This is a genomic window from Kribbella speibonae (assembly GCF_004331375.1).
GTDB classification, from domain to species: domain Bacteria; phylum Actinomycetota; class Actinomycetes; order Propionibacteriales; family Kribbellaceae; genus Kribbella; species Kribbella sindirgiensis.
Window position 1 is genome coordinate 24,229 of the sequence record NZ_SJKC01000006.1, and the last position, 17,146, is coordinate 41,374.

A 17,146-nucleotide genomic window follows, 5' to 3' on the forward strand; every position below is an offset into this window, starting at 1 on the left:
ACTATCGGGAGTTGTGGAAGAAGGCACTTCAGAGGAACCGAGTCACTCCTGCTGCACCGAGGAGGCGTTCCAGTGGGACACCCGGGAGGACTGTGAGGTCCGCCAGATCCTGGACCGGATCGGCGACAAGTGGTCCCTGCTGGTGATCGCGCTGCTGGACACCCAGTGCATGCGGTTCACCGAGCTGAAGAAGACGATCGACGGCATCAGCCAGCGCATGCTCACGGTGACGCTGCGCCAGCTGGAACGCGACGGCCTGGTCAGCCGGACCGTTCACCCGGTCGTGCCGCCGCGCGTCGACTACGAACTCACCCCGCTCGGCGTCACGCTGCACGCGACGATCCAGTCGCTCGTCACCTGGACGGAGACCCACCAGTCGGAGATCGCGACCGCGCGGGCCAGGTACGACGCTCTCAGCTCGGGGACCGTGTGAAGCTCGCTGGATGACCTGGTACGACGAACAGCGTGAGGCCCGCGGCGCAGACCGCGAGTCCTGCGATGACGTTCAGCGTGATCGGCAGACCGAGCGCAGTCGTCGTCGCGGGCGCGGCCAGCGCACCGATCAGCAGTGCGAGTGAGTCCGCGGCGAAGAAGATCGCGCTGACGCTCGCGAGCACCTCCCGGGGGGCGGTGCGCTGGATCGTCGTCTGGGCAGTGACGAGGAGGATGCTGCCCGGCAGGCCGATGAGGGCCGCGGCGACGATCGCGAAGGGGACGTTCGGGGCGTTGAAGAGCGCGAAGTACGCCGCGGCTGTGGCGAGTTGGGTCACGGTGAGAAGCGCGCGGGTTCCGAGCACGCGGGCGGCTTTGGTGGTCAGGGCGGCGCCGATCAGGTACCCGGCGCCGAGGCCGGAGATCAGGTAGCCGACGACGTACCCGGGCGCGTGCAGGCGGCCGACGGTGAACGGTACGAGGAGCGCGGTGAGGCCTGCGTTGGCGGTGAGGAAGACGGTCTGGCCGATCAGGATGCCGCGCAGGGCGCGATGCCGGATCGTGGTGCGGAGTCCTTCGAGTGAGCGCGGTGGAGCGCCAGTGGTCGGGTGCCGGCGGGTGCGGACCGTCGCGATCGTTGCTGCGGACAACAAATAGCTGGCGATGTCGACGGCGAGTACGAACGTGATGCCGGGGCCGGCCAGCAGCAAGGCGCCGAGCGGCGGTGCTGCCAGGCGAATCACGCTGCCCGTGACGGCGTTGATCGAGTTCGCGGTGGCCAGTTCTTTGCCGGTTCCCACGACGGCCGGGAGCAAGGCGCGCGCGGCCGGACGGAACACCGTGGTCGCGGTGTTCTCGAGCAGGATCGCGAGGTAGATCGGCCAGAGGTGGTCGCTGTCGGCGAACAGGATCAGCCCGACCGCCGCCGCGCTGACGAGATCCGCGATCCACATCGCCCGGGCCAGGTCCCAGCGGTCCAGCAGGACGCCGGCCCAGGGACCGATGAGCAGTGCCGGAAGGGCCTCGAGGGCCAGGGTCAGGCCGGTCGCGACGGCCGACCCGGTCAGCGCGAACACATGGAACGGAATCGCGACCACGAGCAGCCACGACCCGATCCCTGAGACCGCGCCGCTGAACCAGAGTCGCCGGAAATCTCTCACGGCGCCGGAATCTATCCTGTCGAGATAGACAACGGCAAGAGTGTTCTGTGAAGATATGTCACATGGAGCTTGGTGATGTCCTCCGCGACCGGCGGAAGGCGGCCGGGCGGACGATCGCGTCCGTCGCCGTCGACGCGGGCCTGTCCGTGCCGTACATCGCGAACCTGGAGAACGGGCGCGGGAACCCCACGATCTCCGCGCTGGATCGGCTCGCGACCGCGCTCGGGGCGCGGCTCGACGTACGGATCGGCGACGAGGATCCGCTGCCGTCGCCGTCGGTCGGCGCCGAACTTGTCGCGGGCTCCGACCGGGTCGACAAGGTCCTCGCCGCGGTGGCCGGTGGGAGGTCCCGGGCCGCCACCCGGCGCGAGTTGATCGCGACGCTCGACGCCCTCGCCGTACTGCTGGGCCGACCGCCGGGCCCCGCAGACCTGAGCCGTCTCCTCGACCTCCTCCAGCTCGCCTGACCCGGTCCTGTGGTGATCTTGGTCGCGCGGGGTGATCGGCGGGCCGTAGGGTCGCGGTCATGGAGATCGGTGCGCGGATCGCCGCGGCTCAACTGACCGGAGCCGCACGATCGAAACGTCAGGTGATCGCCGGCCCGCTCGCCGGTCTGCTGCACGACAAGGACGACTGGTACCTGTCCGGTCTGCTCGCGGCCGAGCCGGGCAGGCCGTTCTCGCCGGACGACCTCCCGTGGGCGCTCGACACGATCCGCCAGGCGTTCGCGGCCGAAGGGCGCTGGCTGAGCGCAGAGCTGGTCGAGGAAGCGAACCCCGGCCTCGCCGAGGCGCTCGCGGCGAACGGGATGACGCTCGTGTCCCGCCTGCCGTTGCTCGTCGTCTCACCGGCCGAGTTGGTCCTTCCCGAACTGCCGGACGGCGTGACCGTGCGAGTCGTGGCCTCGGAGTCGGATCAGGAGGCGGCGAATGCAGTGGCGGCGGAGGCATACGCGATGGACACCGCGGGCTTCGTGTTCAAGCCGGATGCCGCCGATGGCGGAGCAGTCCTCGTGTACGCCGACGACGTACCGGTCGCGACCGCGGCGTGGACCGCGGTGGCCGACGAGGTGACCGAGGTTGCCGGAGTCGGGACGGTGCACAGTCATCGACGGCGCGGGTTCGGAGGTATCGCGACGGCGTACGCGACGTTGAAGGCGTTCGAACTGGGCGGCGTGACGCTCGCTTGGCTGACGCCTGGGGACGATGGTGCGGACCGGGTGTACCGGCGGCTGGGGTATGGGCCTAGGGCAACGGCCGTGCACCTCGGCGACCCCGGCGGGCACCTGGCCGACTTGCGCTGATCATGGCGCTGCGAGCGGAGATTGTTGCCGAGGACGGCGCGGGCTGGCTCCGGCTGTGCGGTGAGCTGTCCGATGAGCAGGTGAGTCGGCTGGTCGCGCTCTGGGTTGGGGAGGCCGTGCCGCCGCGGGAGTCTGTCGAGCGCGTGTTGGGCGGCGACAGGAGTGTGTTCGGTGGGGTGCGATTGACGGATTCTGGCGCGCGGGTGGATCCGGGATGCTGCCTGCTGCTGGAGGACTGGCGTAGCTGGGTCGGGGTCGAGAACGGCGGGTGGCCGGACGTCGGCCATGACGGCCCGTGGCTGGAACGCGACGCCGAAGCGCTGACGATCTGGCCGCGCGGCGCAGAGGACTGGCGTTCGGATCCGGTGCGCGAAGGGCCGCCCGTGCGGATCCTCTACAGCCAGCTACCTGAACTGCGCCGCTCGCTCCAGACCGACCTCCGCGGCCTCCTGGACAGCCTCCGCCGTTGGGCCGACACCAACTGCCCAGACAGCGCCGGTGCTCTGGTCGCACACGCCGACCACATCTTCGCCATCACCGGCCCGGTCTAACTACACGTTTCCCGGTTCGCCGAACCTGTGACGTTTCCCCTTGTGGATAAGGGAAAACACCCCGCCACCAACTTGATCACCCAACCATGCATCACATAGAATCGAACACATGTTCGAGCAAGATCTGGATATGCTGACCACCCGCGACCTGCTAGAGCAGGCCGCGGACTGCCGCACAGTGGCCAACCTGGCCGACGCCCGCCTCCTGGAATGCGCCCAGACCTACGCCGACCGCTTCCACCCCTCCATCTGCCCAACCCGCCCAACCCGCCGCGCCCACGACGGCCGCGAACGCGCCGTCATCCTGGGCGGCGACGGCTGCCCAGAAATCGCCGAGTTCGCGATCGCCGAGTTCGCCGTCGTGCTCGGTGTCTCACCCGGCGTAGGCCGCGACCTCCTCGCCGATGCCCTAGCCCTACGCCACCGCTTCCCCCGCACCTGGTCCCGCATCCAAGCCGGCGAAGCCACCCCCTGGAAAGCCCGCCAGATCGTCCGAGCCTGCAGCAAACTCGACCACGCCGCCGCGGAGTACGTCGACCGCCGCGTCGCCGCGATCATCGACACCATCCCACCCCACCGACTCGAAAAGATCGCCCGCGCCGCCCGCCAACAGGCAGACCCCGCAGCCGCAGCCGACGAGGCCGCAGCGGCCGCCGACGACCGCGGCGTACACATCGGCCGCGGCGACGGCCACGGCAACAAAACCATCTACATCAAAGCCGCCGCAGCAGCCGTCAACCGCTGCAACGCAACCATCACCGACATCGCCGAAGCCCTCAAAACCTTCGGCGACACCCGCCCCGTTCAACACCGCCGCGCCGACGCCATCGAAATCCTCGCCGACCCCCGCTACACCCAAGAACTCCTCAACCAAGCCCGCAACCACCCCCACCCAAACCCGACCGCCCCACCAACCAGCCCCACCACCCTCGAACCAAACACCAACGAACCCCGCACCCCCACAACCTCCGACAACCCTGCGGCCGCCCACAACGCAGCACCCCAGTACGACGAGGTGGCGCAGGACGAGGTGGCGCAGGGGAACGACCTGCCGCTCCAGGACGACATTGCGCAAGACGACGTGGAGGTGCGGAACGACCCGCCGGTGCAGGACGACGCGGTGGTACAGGACGACATGGCCATGTGGAACCACCCGGTGGCGCAGGACGACGCGGTGCAGGACGGGGTGCACGACGACTCGGTGGCGCAGGACGGGGTGGTGGTGCGCAACGACCCGATGACGCAGGAGGACGTGGAGCCCGTAGGTCCGCCGGACGATCCGTGGCTGGAAGCTGCCGCGCCCTACGACCCCGACCCACCAACCGACCCGTTCGACCGGCGAACCTCACCCGATCCAACGGACCCACGAACCGAACCCGACCAGGGCTCGGCGATGGATGCTGCCGCGCGGCGAGCACTCCGTGCCCGGCTCGCGCAGATCAAGCAAGACGCCTACGCCACCCCGAGCTATCCCATCCACCCGGCAAGTCCGCCCGCCGTGTCGGCGGCATGTCTGGGGACGCCGATCCTGGACAGTTCGGGTGACTCGGGCAGGTCAGGTGATCCGGCCGGGTCGGGTGAGGGCGCGTGCTCGGATGTGCCGGTGCGGCCGGGTGACGAGGACAGGGGACAGGTGCGTCCGGATTCGGGGCGGGTAGGTCGGGTGCGGGCCGGGCAGGTGCGTCCGGGCCAGGTGCGTCCGGGGCAGACCGAGGTGGTTGTGCATCTCACCGACTACACGCTGGCTACCGGCAGCGGCGTACTGCGTGCCGAGGACATCGGGCCGCTGCTCGCGGCGCAGCTCGGCGAGCTTGTCGGGTATGGCCCGTACACCGTCAAACCGGTGATCGACCTCAACGACGCCGTCAGCGTCGACGCCTACGAGATCCCCACCCGGATCCGCGACCGCGTCCGATTCACTCACCCCGTCGAGCTCTTTCCGTACGGCACCCGCGAAACCACCAACACCATCGACCTCGACCACATCAAGACCTACGACCCACACGGACCCAGCGGACAGACCAGCACCACGAACCTCGCCCCTCTCGGACGCTTCGGGCACCGGGTGAAGACCCACGCGCGTGGATGGAGCGTGCGCCGGATCGACCACAGGACTCTCGAGTGGAGGACACCCCACGGCTTCACGTTCCAGGTCGACCCCAACGGCACCCACCGAACCGACCCATGACGCGCCGCTGCGACCGCAGTTCAGCCACCGCACGGATTCGGACGAGTGGCGGCTGCTGCCGCGAGCTCCCGGTTACGGATCGAGCGGGCCGCGTGAGGCGGGCGGCGCGACGACGGCAGATGTGACGTTGGGTGGGATGGCGTTGGGTGGGATGGCGCGGGATGGGATGGCATGGGGCCGGGCGGCGTGGGTTTACCTGCGGGCGCTAGCTCGGTTGCAGGAGGCGGGTGATGGTTTTGTTGAGGGTCTTGTTGGCGGTTCGGGTGGTGAGGCGGGCGGTGGCTACGGATTCGCCGGCTGCGTGGCCGAGGGCGATGAGGGTGGTGACCAGCCAGTGGGCGGGGAGGTCGCGGGTGATCTCGCCGGCGCGTTGGCCTCGGCGGATCAGGCGCTCCAGGCGGTCCGCGACCGGGTCATGGCGCTCGTCGCGGGAACCGAGCTGTGGCGGATTGTGGGTGCCGGTGTGCGGTAGGTGCAGGAGGAGGGGGTGGCGTTCGAACGTTCGCCATGCCAGGTCGATGAGGCGTAGCACGTTGCCGAGTGCCGGTCCTTGATCGAGGTCGAGGGCGTCGATCGCTTCGAGTGTCTCGGCGGTGACCTCGTCGAGGGCGGCGTTCAGCAGTACGTCGCGGGACGAGAAGTGCGCGTACACGGTCTGTCTGGTGACGTGGGCCGCTTCGGCGATCCGTTCCAGGCTCGCGTCGGGCTGCTCGTCGAGCAGGACGATCGCCGCCGCCAGGATCGCCGTACGGCTTCGGTCCGCATCCGCTCGGCGCCGGCGTCGTACCGGCTTGTTCTCTGACACCTTGTCAAGGTTAATGGATCTGCTTATCTTTGACGGCATGTCAGATTTAAGCGCACGGGAGTTCGTCGCGGGCTTCTTCGAGTCGTTCACCCGGGAGGTCATCGCGGGCGGTGACGCCGAGGCGGTCGTGGATCGGTACTACACAGCTGATATCGAACAGGTCGCCGACGGCATCACGCTCGACCGGCAGCGGCTGATCGACCACCTCCGCCCGGTGCGGAAGAACGTGGTCTCCTGCTCGTACGACGTGCACGAGGCGATCCGTACGAGCGACCAGGTGGCTGCGCGATTCACGATTCACGCGGAACTGCGGCGCGGGCGAAAGATCGCGACCGAGGTGTACCTGTTCGGCGAGTTGGCGCCGGACGGCCGCATGCGCCGTACGACGCAGGCGACCCGCACTGTGAGTACGTCATGAAGACGTTCCGGGTGCTGGGTATGACGTGCAGTCACTGCGTCGGGTTCGTCACCGAGGAGCTCGAGACGCTGCCGGGTGTCGAGTCGGTGCGAGTGGATCTGCCGACCGGAATGGTTGCCCTCGTCACCGATGGACCCCTCGATGCAGCCGCCGTACGTACGGCGGTGGAGGTGGCCGGCTACGAGGTCGAGGGGTGAGGAGGCGGGGTCAGCCGCGATCAAGTGGGCGGGTGACGATCAGGCAGGTACGGCGCTGGTCGTCACCCGTCGGCGTCAGCGGACGGTGAAGCCGGCCTTGCGGAAGGCGTCGGCGAGGGAGGTCTCGTCCATCGGGGTCTCGGTCTGGTTGCCGCGACCACCGGATCCCCGGTTGCCGCCACGACCGCCCTGACCACCTTGACCGCCCGAGCCGCGGCCCTGACCGCCGGACCCGCCGGGACCGCGACCCTGACCGCCCGGTCCACGCCCACGACCGCCGCCCTGACCGCCTTGACCGCTCTGACCGCCTTGGCCTCGGTTCTGGCCGCCCGATTGACGTCCGCCCTGGCCGCCTCCTTGGCGTCCGCCGGAGCCGAGTTCGTCGTCCAGGCGCAGTGTGAGCGAGATCCGCTGGCGCGGAATGTCGACCTCGAGCACCTTCACCATCACGATGTCACCCGGCTTGACCACCTCGCGCGGGTCCTTCACGAAGGTCTTCGACAGCGCGGACACGTGCGCCAGCCCGTCCTGGTGCACACCGATGTCGATGAACGCACCGAAGGCGGCCACGTTCGTGACCTGGCCCTCCAGCCGCATCCCCGGCTTCAGGTCCGCGATCTTGTCCACGCCCTCGGCGAACACCGCGGTCTTGAAGGCCGGCCGCGGGTCCCGGCCCGGCTTCTCCAGCTCGGCCAGGATGTCGGTGACCGTCGGCAGACCGAACATGTCGTCGACGAAGTCCGCCGCCTTCAGCCGCTTCAGCTCCGCCGACCCGATCAGCGCCTTCACGTCCGACCCGGTCGCGTCGAGGATCCGCCGGACGACGGGGTACGACTCCGGGTGCACGCTGGACGCGTCGAGCGGGTCGTCGCCGTCGGGGATCCGGAGGAACCCGGCCGCCTGCTCGAACGCCTTCGGCCCGAGGCGTGCCACGTCCTTCAGCGCCGTACGGGACGCGAACGGGCCGTTGACGTCGCGGTGCTGGACGATGTTGTCCGCCAGGCCGGGCGTGATGCCGGAGACCCGGGTGAGCAGCGGCGCGGACGCCGTGTTCAGGTCGACGCCGACCGCGTTCACACAGTCCTCGACGACCGCGTCGAGCGAGCGGGACAGCGAGTTCTCCGGGAGGTCGTGCTGATACTGGCCGACGCCGATCGACTTCGGGTCGATCTTCACCAGCTCGGCCAGCGGATCCTGCAGCCGGCGCGCGATCGACACCGCGCCGCGCAGCGAGACGTCCATCCCGGGCAGTTCCTGGGACGCGAACGCCGACGCGGAGTACACCGACGCCCCGGCCTCGGACACGACGGCCTTGGTGAGCTTGAGCTCCGGGTGCTTGGCAATCAGCTCGGCCGCCAGCTTGTCCGTCTCGCGCGACGCCGTACCGTTGCCAATCGCAATCAGTTGTACGTCGTGCGCGGCCGCCAGCGCGGCGAGAGTGGCGATCGACTTGTCCCACTGGTTCTGCGGGACGTGCGGGTAGATCACGCCGGTGTTGACGACCTTGCCGGTCGCGTCCACGACGGCGACCTTCACGCCGGTGCGGAAGCCCGGGTCCAGGCCCATCGTGGCGCGGGTGCCGGCCGGGGCGGCCAGCAGCAGGTCGCGCAGGTTGGCCGCGAACACCCGGATCGCCTCGTCCTCGGCGACCTGCCGCAGCCGCATCCGCAGGTCGATGCCGAGGTGCACCAGGATCTTCGTCCGCCATGCCCAGCGAACCGTCTCGACCAGCCACTTGTCGGCCGGGCGGCCCTGGTTCTCGATGCCGACCTTGCGGGCGATGGTGGTCTCGTACTCCGTCGGACCGTCCGCCTCGACGCCCGCGGGCAGGGGCTCGACGGTGATCGTCAGCACGTCCTCCTTCTCGCCGCGGAACAGCGCGAGGATCCGGTGCGACGGCATCTTCGTGAACGGCTCGTCGAACTCGAAGTAGTCCGAGAACTTCGCGCCGTCGGTCTCCTTGCCCTCACGCACCGCGGAGGCCAGCCGGCCCTGCTCCCACAGCCGCTCCCGCAGCGAGCCGATCAGGTCGGCGTCCTCGGCGAACCGCTCGACGAGGATCGCCCGGGCACCGTCGAGGGCGGCCTGCGGGTCGGGTACTTCGGCGTTCACGAACACCGCGGCGGCGGCGATCGGCTCGACGTCCGGGTCGGCCATCAGCCCGTCGGCGAGCGGCTCGAGGCCGTTCTCGCGGGCGATCATCGCCTTCGTCCGGCGCTTCGGCTTGAACGGCAGGTAGATGTCCTCGAGCCGCGACTTGGTGTCGGCCGCCAGGATCGACGCCTTCAGCGCGTCGTCGAGTTTGCCCTGGCTCTCGATCGAGTCGAGTACGGTCTGCCGGCGCTCCTCGAGCTCCCGCAGGTACCGCAGGCGCTCCTCGAGGGTGCGCAGCTGGGCGTCGTCCAGCATCCCGGTGACCTCTTTGCGGTACCGCGCGATGAACGGGACCGTCGACCCCTCGTCCAGCAGCGCCACCGCTGCCCGCACCTGGTTCTCACCGACCTCCAGCTCCCCGGCGATCCGCTGCTCGATCGACTGCACCACCACGTCCGATTCCCCTCTACCGACAACACCCGGCGAGCGTTCTGCCACCCTGCCGGACCCACATCCTTCCCCATCCCGCCCTCACTCCGAAACTCGATCCCCCACCCTGTGGACAAGCGCGGTACGACGAACTCCCCGCGACCGGTGTGGTCGCGGGGAGTTCGGTCGGCGGGTCAGACGGCTTCGCAGACGAGTTCTTCGGTCTCGGTGGCCGCGTCGGTCGGCTGCTTGGCGGGGCGCATCACCGTGACGGCGATGGCGACCGCGGCGGCGACGATCACGGCGGCGATGGCGAACGAGAGGTGGTAGCCGTCGGTCAGGGCCTCCAGGGCGGGCTTGGTGTCGGCGACCGCGGCGGTGCGGGTTGCGGACAGCGTCGCCAGGACGGCCAGGCCGAGGGCGGCGCCGACCTCACCCATGGTGCCGATGAGGCCGGAAGCCAGACCGGCGTCCTCAGGCTTCACGTCCGACATCGACAGGCCCATCAGAGCCGGGAAGCAGATGCCGCCACCCAGACCCAGCAGCGCCAGCACCGGCAGGACGTGGACGAAGTAGTTGCCACCGACCGGGGCCTGGGTGAACAGGGCCAGTCCGAGCACGATCAGCGACAGTCCGACGATCAGCGGGCGGCGCGGGCCGAAGCGCATCACGAGCTTCTCGGAGTACTTCACCGACAGCAGCCCCATCACCACGGTGGTCGGCAGGAACGCCAGTCCGATCTCCAGAGCGTCGTACCCGAGCACGCGCTGCAGGTACAGCGAGCCGAGGAAGAAGATGCCGAACATCCCGGAGGCGGACAGTGCCTGGACCAGGTTCGCGCCGGTCAGTGTGCGGGAGCGGAAGATCCGCAGCGGGACCAGCGGGTTGGCAGCGGTCGCCTCGCGGACGATGAACCCGGCCAGCAGCACCAGCGTCACCGCGGTCAGCACCAGGGTCCGCGGAGCGGTCCAGCCGAGCTCGGCGGCCGGCTTCACGATGGTGAACACACCGACCATCAGCGCCGCGGTGATCAGCACCGCACCCGGTACGTCAGTGCCGCGGCTCATCCCGATGCCCTTGTCCTTCTCGATGTACCGGAGCGCCACGACGACGGTCAGGACGCCGATCGGCAGGTTCACGAAGAAGATCCAGTGCCAGCTGATCGCCTGCGTCAGTACGCCGCCTGCCAGCAGACCGATCGATCCACCGGCGGACGCGACGAACGCGTACATGCCGATCGCCTTGGCCTGCTCCCGCGGCTCGGGGAACAGCGTCACGATCATGCCCAGGATCACCGCGGAGGTCAGTGCGCCGCCAACACCCTGGATGAAGCGGGCGATGACCAGCACCTCCTGGGACCCGGCCAGACCGCAGAGCACAGAGGCGGCGGTGAAAACGACCAGTCCGGCGACGAAGACGTTCCGCCGGCCCAGGAGGTCGCCGAGGCGGCCGGCCAGCAGCAGGAGGCCGCCGAACGCGATCAGGTACGCGTTCACCACCCACGCGAGGGAGGAGCTCGTGAAGCCCAGGTCGTCCTGGATGGCCGGCAGGGCTACGTTCACCACGGTCACGTCGAGCACGATCATCAACATGCCCGCGCAGAGGGTGTAGAGCGCCAGCCAGCGCGAGCGGCCGCCCTGCGCAGCCGGCGCAGTCGCCAGGGTGTCGGTCGTCGCGTACATTCCGGTCTCCTTGCAGTTCGTCGTAGTGGCCTTACACCTCTACGTCGAACCAGGAGGAGTCAGATTGACACGTCTTCAGAAGTTTTTTCTCGAGGCGGCCGGGACAGGGCGTACGCCGTGAGCGCCGGGACCAGTCCGGACCCGACAAGAAGCAGTGTCGGCACCACGGCCGCCAGAGCGAACCAGGTGAGCAGTACGACGACCCCGCCGGCTACCGGGAGCGGCCGACGGAGCAGGAACAGGTTGGCGGACCGGAACAGCGACGTGAACGTGGAGGTCTCCGGCGCCGCGGGCAGGATCGCCAGTCCGCCCAGGTACAGCCCGAGGATCATCCCGGTGAGCGGGACCAGGATCAGGAGCGCGAAGATCCGCGCCGGTCCGGTGGCATTCGCCCAGAAGGACAGACCGAACGCCAGCATGACGGCCCCGACCCACAGACCGAACGCGGGCAGCCAGAACCGCTTCATCGCCCAGCGGAACTCCTTGAAGAACCGCCGCATCAGCTTCGGCTTCTCCTGGCTGATCGCGTCCGGCACTACCCGCTGCAGCGCGAACGCGGCCGGGAACACCGTCAGGATGCCCAGGCTGATCACCACGAAGACCAGTTGCAGCATCAGCAGGTCGCCGACGACCGCGAGCCTCGACAGCACGCTGGTCGTCCGGTTGGCCTTCTCCACCGATCGTCTCCTCGTTCCGTACGGGCGGGTCCTGATCGTATGATCACGAACAATCACGGAGAGACCAGGGGGCTGCATGCTTGCACAGGAGCGCCACGAACTGATCCTGCGTAGCCTGCGCCGGCACGGCCGGCTCCGGGTGGCCGACCTGGTCGCCGAGCTGGGTGTCTCCGCGATCACAGTACGCCGGGACCTGGCCGAACTGGACTCAGCCGGCCTGCTCCGCCGGGTGCACGGCGGCGCGATCGGCACCGGCACCGCCGAGCAGGGGACGCACGGCAGCCGCCTGACGATCGGCATCGTCGTGCCGAGCGCGGCGTCGTACTACTCCGACGTGATCCGCGGCGCCGAGGCGATGGCCGACCGGTACGGCGCCCGCCTGGTCCTCGGCGTCTCCGGGTACGACGTGGCCACCGAGCGTGAGCGGCTCGACAAGGTGCTCGGGATCGGGGTCGCCGGTCTGCTGATCAGCACCGCGCTCGGCGACGCCGACGCGGACCGGCTGGACACGCGGCTGGACGACATCGACGTACCGGTGGTGCTGATGGAGCGCGCGTTCGGGTTTCCGCAGGTGGCCCGCGAGTACGACCACGTCCGCACCGATCACGCGTACGGCGCGATGCTGGCGCTGCGGCACTTCGTGGCGCTCGGGCATCGCCGGATCGCGATCAACCTGCAGGCCACGGTCACGGCGTACTGGCTGCGCCGGGGGATCGAGTCGGCCGCGAAGGCGCTCGGTGTCGAGGTGTTCCTCTCGCCGGTCGACCTGCCGATGCGCGGCGACGACCCCGGCGCGGTCGGGCAGCTGGACGCGTTCCTCGCCGAGTGCGAGTCGTTCGGCAGTCGCGCCGTACTGGTCCACTCCGACGAGCACGGCGCCCGCCTGGTCGAGCGTGCGATGGAGCTCGGCCTCCGCGTCCCCGAGGACCTGGCCGTGATCGCCTACAACGATGTGACCGCGTCGCTGGCCGTCGTCCCGCTGACCGCGATCTCGCCGCCCCGCCGCGCGCTCGGCGAGACCGCCTGCGATCTGCTGCTCCGCAAACTCCAGTCGCCGGCCTTCCCGGTCCAGCACCTCAGCCTGCTGCCCAGGCTCAACATCCGCACCTCGTGCGGGGTCGCGACGGCGGAACAACATCTCTCCGCGTTCCGATCTTGATCGAATGTGATCATTCGAGCGGTGAGGTATTGACGAGGAAAGCCCTTTCCCATACTTTCGCTGCACTTGAGGGGTCGCGGGCCCCCGGCTGAAACAGGCAGCGAAGGAGTTCCCCTGTGAGACGAGGTGTGGGACTGACCTTGCTGGCCGCTGCGCTCAGCGTCGTGGTCAGCAGTTGTGGCAACGGGGTGATCGACAAAAGCACGGACGGTGTCCCGCCGGCCGAGGCTACCGGGACCCTGCGGGTGCTGATCCCGTCGTTCCCGCCGAGTACGAAGGGCCGGGACGCGTTCCAGAAGGTCGTCGACGACTTCCACAAGACCTATCCGAAGATGAAGGTCGAGCCGGACTTCGCGACGTACAAGAACCTGAACGAGAAGCTGTCGACCTCGATCGCGGCCGGGATCCCGTACGACGTGGTCGTCACCGGTGTCGGCTGGGTCCAGCCGTTCGCGTCGAAGCGGATCTTCGAGGACCTCGGCAAGTACGGCGTCACGCCGGACGTGATCAAGGAGAAGAGCACCCCGGCGCTGATCCCGGCGGTGACGTACGACAAGAAGCTGTACGCGTACCCGCTGGTCGCGGACGCCCGGGCGGTCGCGCTGCGCAAGAGCGCGTTCATCGAGGCCGGCCTGGATCCGTCGAAGCCGCCGACCTCGCTGGCCGAGATCAAGACCGCGGCCGAAAAACTCACCAAGCGGGACAAGAACGGCAACATCACCCGCAGCGGGTTCGACCTCGCCTCGGCGACCGGCTTCCGGCAGTCGTTCACCACCTTCCTGGCCTCGACCGGTACGCCGCTCTACGTCGGCGGCGAACCGAACTTCGACAACAAGGCCGGCCTGGACACGCTGCTGTGGATCAAGTCGATGATCAACAACGTCCAGCCGTACGGGCAGACCAACGCGGCGCAGCAACCCCTCGTGCTGACTGGTGAGGCCGCGATGGGCATCGTCAACGGTGGCGTCGACTGCTCGGCCGACGGCATCGGCCAGAAGAACTGCGACGACCTGGAGTTCTTCCGCTTCAACAGCGGCAAGGAGATCGAGTACGTCGGCGGCGACCTGGCCTCGATCGGGTCCCGCAGCCGGCACAAGGACGCGGCCTGGTCGTTCATCCAGACCCTGACCACGACGTCCAGCCTGGACGCGATCGCCAAGCTGAACAAGAAGGTCCCGGCCTACAAGGACGCGAGCAACTCGCCGCAGGCGAAGTCGAACCCGCTGAGTCAGTTCGTCGCGGACGGCCTGAAGTACGCGGTCAACGAGAACGAAGTTCCGTCCAACTGGCTCGAGATGCGCGGCAACTTCGACATCCAGCTCACCCAGGCGGTCCTCGGACAGAAGGATCCCGCGAAGGTGCTGCACAACCTGGCAGGACAGTCCCGATGAGCACAACACTCGAACGTCCAGCACTCAGCACGCCCCGCAAGGTGAGCCCGTCCAAGGACGGCCGGACCCTGATCCGCAGTCAGGTCCGGGCCGGCTGGGCCCTGCTCGCCCCGGCCTTGCTGCACTCGGCCGTCTTCATCGTGATCCCGGTGATCGCCGTCCTGGTGCTCAGCCTCAGCGACTACAGCTTCGGTGACACCTGGGCCTGGGTCGGGTTCGGCAACTACGCCGACCTGTTCCGCGACGTCGACTTCCTGGCGTCGCTGTGGCACACCGTGCTGTACGCGATCGTGGTGATCCCGATCTCGATGGCGATCTCGCTCGCGGTCGCGGTCGGGCTGAACCAGAAGATCCGCGGGCTCAGCTTCTTCCGGACCGCGTTCTACATCCCGACCGTCACCGCGACGGTCGCCGTGGCCACCATCTGGCTGTGGATCTACAACCCGGGCTCCGGGCTGGCGAACGGGTTCCTCAGCCTGTTCGGGTTCGCCCCGAACCGCTGGCTGGCCGACCCGGCGACCGCGTTGCCGTCGCTGATGGTCGTCGGCATCTGGCAGGGGCTCGGCACCAAGGTGATCATCTACCTGGCCGCGCTGCAGGGCGTCTCCCGCGACCTGCTCGAGTCGGCCGACCTGGACGGCGCGAACCGCTGGCAGCGGTTCGTCAACGTCACCTGGCCGGCCATCGGCCCGGTCCAGTTCTTCGTCCTGATCACGTCGATCGTCGGCACCTTCCAGGTGTTCGACCTGGTGTACGTGATGACGCAGGGCGGGCCCGGATCGGAGACGCGGGTGCTGGTGATGGACATCTACCAGAACGCGTTCCAGGACCTGAAACTCGGCTATGCGTCCGCCGAGACCGTGATCATGATGCTCGTGATCGCGATCTTCATCGCGGCCGGACGCCTGCTCCAGAAGGCGGATGCCAATGACTAGCTTGACCGTCGCGGCCTCGAAGCCGCCGGTACTCCGGCCCGGCCGCATCGCGCTGTACGTCGTCCTGACGGTCGGCGCGATCCTGATGATCACGCCGTTCGTCTGGATGCTGCTGACCGCGTTCAAGAGCAACCTGGAGATCGCGAAGTTCGGCTGGCTGCCGTCGGAGCTGCGCTGGCACAACTTCGTCGACGCGATGCGGACCGCGCCGTTCCTGACGTACTTCCGCAACAGCCTGTTCATCGCGGTCGGCGAGACCGCGTTCACGCTGGCGGTCTGTACGACGGCCGGGTACGCGCTGGCGAAGCTGCCGATCCGCGGCGGCAAGGCGCTGCTGAACTACTTCATCGTGCTGTTGCTGGTGCCGTTCCAGATCATCCTGGTGCCGCTGTTCCTGATCGTGAAGTCGATCCCGCTGTTCGGCGGGAACAACATCCTCGGCCAGGGCGGGATCGGCTGGCTGAACTCGTGGTGGGGCCTGATCATCCCGCTCGGCGCGGCGCCGTTGTTCACGTTCCTGGCGCGGCAGTTCTACGTCTCGCTCCCGGATCAGCTGGCGCAGGCGGCCCGGGTCGACGGGCTCGGTGAGTTCGGGATCTTCTGGCGGATCATGACGCCGCTGGTGAAGCCGGCGCTGATCACGATCGCGGTGTTCCAGATCGAGGCGGCCTGGAACGGGTTCCTCTGGCCGTTGATGATCACCACGTCCGACGACATGCGGCCGCTGCAGCTCGGGCTGGCGATCTTCTCCCAGAACCCGGCGGAGATCCAGTGGCCGTACCTGATGGCCGGTACGGCGCTCGCGACGCTGCCGATGATCGTGCTGTTCGTCTTCGCCCAGAAGCGGTTCGTCGAAGGAATGGCGAACGTCGGAATCAAGGGCTGACGGATCGGGGGCAGATCCTCGAACAGGTGCTCACCCCGCCCCGGGTGAGCACCTGCGAGGCCCCCTCCACATGCGGTGGTCCCGAAGAAACACCGGAACTTCCCACTAGGTCCCCCCCTGCTGGGTCGTTCACCCGTTTATCGGCGGAGTGTGCCGCTCGTTACAGCATTCGTGAGGATTTTTCGCCGCTTCCCGAAATGATTTCCCGAAGACGGCAGGAATCACGACTGATCGCGACCACTTGTACACAATCAGTGCACATGGCTGTGGACGACGTACCGGATGATCGGCTCGAGATCCGTCGTACCGAGAAGTTCCAGGGCGTTGGTGGCGCGGAGCGTGGCGAGGCCGTGGATGTTTGTCCACAGGGCGGTGGCGCGGAGTCCCGCGTCGGCAGGATGGAGCTGGGCGACCAGGTCGACGAAATTCTGGAACAGCGGGAGCGAGGTCGCGCGGAGGTTGCCCCCGGCGCCGGCCAGGAGGTCGTGGCGGAAGATCAGGTCGAACATGCCGGGGCGGTCCGCGGCGAATTGCAGGTAGTTTCTGGCAGCCACTACCAATTGTTCCTCGGGCGGTCCGTCGGTCGGGGTACCGAGCCGGGCGGCCAGATCCTGCAGTCCGGTGGCGGCGATCGCGGCCAGCAGCGAGTCGTGGGTCGGGAAGTAGCGCCGCGGTGCGCCGTGCGAGACGCCCGTACGGCGGGCGATCGCGCGCAGCGTCAGGTCGGCGAGGCCGTCCTCCTCGAGGAGTTCGACCCCGGCCTGGACGAGCCGATCCGGCAGGGACACATACGGTAGTATCGCCGACGTGACTGCCGGGTCGGCTTCTTCCAGCCATTA

Annotated in this window: 17 protein-coding genes; 11 read left to right on the forward strand and 6 right to left on the reverse strand. The window is 68.4% G+C overall.

Translation table 11 applies throughout. The annotated features are described in order from the left end of the window. Positions 1–13: 13 nt before the first annotated feature. Positions 14–433, forward strand: a complete 420-nt coding sequence (locus E0H92_RS34515) for a winged helix-turn-helix transcriptional regulator (RefSeq protein WP_131466779.1) — start codon at positions 14–16, stop codon at positions 431–433. Here E0H92_RS34515 and E0H92_RS34520 read toward each other — a convergent pair. Next, the gene (locus E0H92_RS34520; RefSeq protein WP_165550157.1) at positions 414–1,592 is read right to left on the reverse strand and encodes an MFS transporter; all 1,179 of its coding nucleotides are present in this window, start codon (positions 1,590–1,592) and stop codon (positions 414–416) included. The genes E0H92_RS34515 and E0H92_RS34520 overlap by 20 nt on opposite strands. Positions 1,593–1,654: 62 nt before the next feature. Between E0H92_RS34520 and E0H92_RS34525 the strand changes: the two genes are divergently transcribed. The 4 genes from E0H92_RS34525 (at position 1,655) to E0H92_RS34540 (ending at position 5,634) form a co-directional block, all read left to right on the forward strand. Next, positions 1,655–2,059, forward strand: coding sequence for a helix-turn-helix domain-containing protein (locus E0H92_RS34525; RefSeq protein WP_131499222.1), 405 nt, complete (start codon positions 1,655–1,657; stop codon positions 2,057–2,059). A gap of 59 nt (positions 2,060–2,118) precedes the next feature. Next, positions 2,119–2,895: a GNAT family N-acetyltransferase gene (locus E0H92_RS34530; RefSeq protein ID WP_131466777.1), complete on the forward strand. Its 777-nt coding sequence runs from the start codon at positions 2,119–2,121 to the stop codon at positions 2,893–2,895. Positions 2,896–2,897: 2 nt separating this feature from the next. Beyond that, complete coding sequence (locus tag E0H92_RS34535; protein ID WP_131499223.1) at positions 2,898–3,446, forward strand: hypothetical protein; 549 nt, start codon at positions 2,898–2,900, stop codon at positions 3,444–3,446. Between the two features lie 109 nt (positions 3,447–3,555). Beyond that, complete coding sequence (locus E0H92_RS34540; RefSeq protein WP_131499224.1) at positions 3,556–5,634, forward strand: DUF222 domain-containing protein; 2,079 nt, start codon at positions 3,556–3,558, stop codon at positions 5,632–5,634. A gap of 205 nt (positions 5,635–5,839) precedes the next feature. Here E0H92_RS34540 and E0H92_RS34545 read toward each other — a convergent pair whose 3' ends face one another. Beyond that, complete coding sequence (locus tag E0H92_RS34545) at positions 5,840–6,439, reverse strand: TetR/AcrR family transcriptional regulator (protein WP_238173727.1); 600 nt, start codon at positions 6,437–6,439, stop codon at positions 5,840–5,842. A 37-nt stretch (positions 6,440–6,476) separates the two neighbouring features. Between E0H92_RS34545 and E0H92_RS34550 the strand changes: the two genes are divergently transcribed. Both E0H92_RS34550 and E0H92_RS34555 read left to right on the forward strand, forming a co-directional pair. Continuing rightward, positions 6,477–6,857 (forward strand): nuclear transport factor 2 family protein, encoded by a 381-nt coding sequence (locus E0H92_RS34550; protein WP_131499226.1) that lies wholly within the window; start codon positions 6,477–6,479, stop codon positions 6,855–6,857. After that, positions 6,854–7,054 carry a heavy-metal-associated domain-containing protein gene (locus E0H92_RS34555; RefSeq protein WP_131499227.1) on the forward strand — a complete coding sequence of 67 codons (201 nt, stop codon included), beginning with the start codon at positions 6,854–6,856 and terminating at the stop codon, positions 7,052–7,054. The genes E0H92_RS34550 and E0H92_RS34555 overlap by 4 nt, the downstream gene beginning before the upstream one ends. Before the next feature lie 75 nt (positions 7,055–7,129). On the opposite strand, the gene E0H92_RS34560 is transcribed toward E0H92_RS34555, so the two are convergent. From E0H92_RS34560 to E0H92_RS34570, 3 genes are all read right to left on the reverse strand, one after another. Then, entirely contained in the window at positions 7,130–9,601 is a 2,472-nt protein-coding gene (locus tag E0H92_RS34560; protein WP_202873984.1) for a Tex family protein, read from the reverse strand. 170 nt (positions 9,602–9,771) lie between these two features. Next, positions 9,772–11,259 carry a DHA2 family efflux MFS transporter permease subunit gene (locus E0H92_RS34565; protein WP_131499228.1) on the reverse strand — a complete coding sequence of 496 codons (1,488 nt, stop codon included), beginning with the start codon at positions 11,257–11,259 and terminating at the stop codon, positions 9,772–9,774. 59 nt (positions 11,260–11,318) lie between these two features. After that, a complete protein-coding gene (locus tag E0H92_RS34570; protein ID WP_238173728.1) occupies positions 11,319–11,936 on the reverse strand; it encodes a DUF624 domain-containing protein in 618 nt (205 codons plus the stop codon). A 76-nt stretch (positions 11,937–12,012) separates the two neighbouring features. On the opposite strand from E0H92_RS34570, the gene E0H92_RS34575 reads away from it, so the two are divergent. The 4 genes from E0H92_RS34575 to E0H92_RS34590 all read left to right on the forward strand — a co-directional run bounded on the left by E0H92_RS34575 (position 12,013) and on the right by E0H92_RS34590 (position 16,307). Continuing rightward, entirely contained in the window at positions 12,013–13,095 is a 1,083-nt protein-coding gene (locus E0H92_RS34575; protein ID WP_131466773.1) for a substrate-binding domain-containing protein, read from the forward strand. A 116-nt stretch (positions 13,096–13,211) separates the two neighbouring features. Further along, positions 13,212–14,486, forward strand: a complete 1,275-nt coding sequence (locus E0H92_RS34580) for an extracellular solute-binding protein (protein WP_131466772.1) — start codon at positions 13,212–13,214, stop codon at positions 14,484–14,486. Further along, positions 14,483–15,421 carry a carbohydrate ABC transporter permease gene (locus tag E0H92_RS34585; RefSeq protein WP_131499230.1) on the forward strand — a complete coding sequence of 313 codons (939 nt, stop codon included), beginning with the start codon at positions 14,483–14,485 and terminating at the stop codon, positions 15,419–15,421. The genes E0H92_RS34580 and E0H92_RS34585 overlap by 4 nt, the downstream gene beginning before the upstream one ends. Beyond that, entirely contained in the window at positions 15,414–16,307 is an 894-nt protein-coding gene (locus E0H92_RS34590) for a carbohydrate ABC transporter permease (protein ID WP_131499231.1), read from the forward strand. The genes E0H92_RS34585 and E0H92_RS34590 overlap by 8 nt, the downstream gene beginning before the upstream one ends. Positions 16,308–16,558: 251 nt before the next feature. On the opposite strand, the gene E0H92_RS34595 is transcribed toward E0H92_RS34590, so the two are convergent. Continuing rightward, a complete protein-coding gene (locus E0H92_RS34595; protein WP_202873985.1) occupies positions 16,559–17,095 on the reverse strand; it encodes a TetR/AcrR family transcriptional regulator in 537 nt (178 codons plus the stop codon). Positions 17,096–17,146 lie beyond the last annotated feature (51 nt).

Excerpts from the sequence above, each read along its gene's own strand:
- E0H92_RS34550 (WP_131499226.1), top strand. The coding sequence starts at position 6,477 with ATGTCAGATTTAAGCGCACGGGAGTTCGTCGCGGGCTTCTTCGAGTCG.
- E0H92_RS34540 (WP_131499224.1), top strand. The coding sequence starts at position 3,556 with ATGTTCGAGCAAGATCTGGATATGCTGACCACCCGCGACCTGCTAGAG.
- E0H92_RS34530 (WP_131466777.1), top strand. The coding sequence starts at position 2,119 with ATGGAGATCGGTGCGCGGATCGCCGCGGCTCAACTGACCGGAGCCGCA.
- E0H92_RS34575 (WP_131466773.1), top strand. The coding sequence starts at position 12,013 with ATGCTTGCACAGGAGCGCCACGAACTGATCCTGCGTAGCCTGCGCCGG.
- E0H92_RS34555 (WP_131499227.1), top strand. The coding sequence starts at position 6,854 with ATGAAGACGTTCCGGGTGCTGGGTATGACGTGCAGTCACTGCGTCGGG.
- E0H92_RS34590 (WP_131499231.1), top strand. The coding sequence starts at position 15,414 with ATGACTAGCTTGACCGTCGCGGCCTCGAAGCCGCCGGTACTCCGGCCC.
- E0H92_RS34565 (WP_131499228.1), bottom strand. The coding sequence starts at position 11,259 with ATGTACGCGACGACCGACACCCTGGCGACTGCGCCGGCTGCGCAGGGC.
- E0H92_RS34525 (WP_131499222.1), top strand. The coding sequence starts at position 1,655 with ATGGAGCTTGGTGATGTCCTCCGCGACCGGCGGAAGGCGGCCGGGCGG.
- E0H92_RS34535 (WP_131499223.1), top strand. The coding sequence starts at position 2,898 with ATGGCGCTGCGAGCGGAGATTGTTGCCGAGGACGGCGCGGGCTGGCTC.
- E0H92_RS34585 (WP_131499230.1), top strand. The coding sequence starts at position 14,483 with ATGAGCACAACACTCGAACGTCCAGCACTCAGCACGCCCCGCAAGGTG.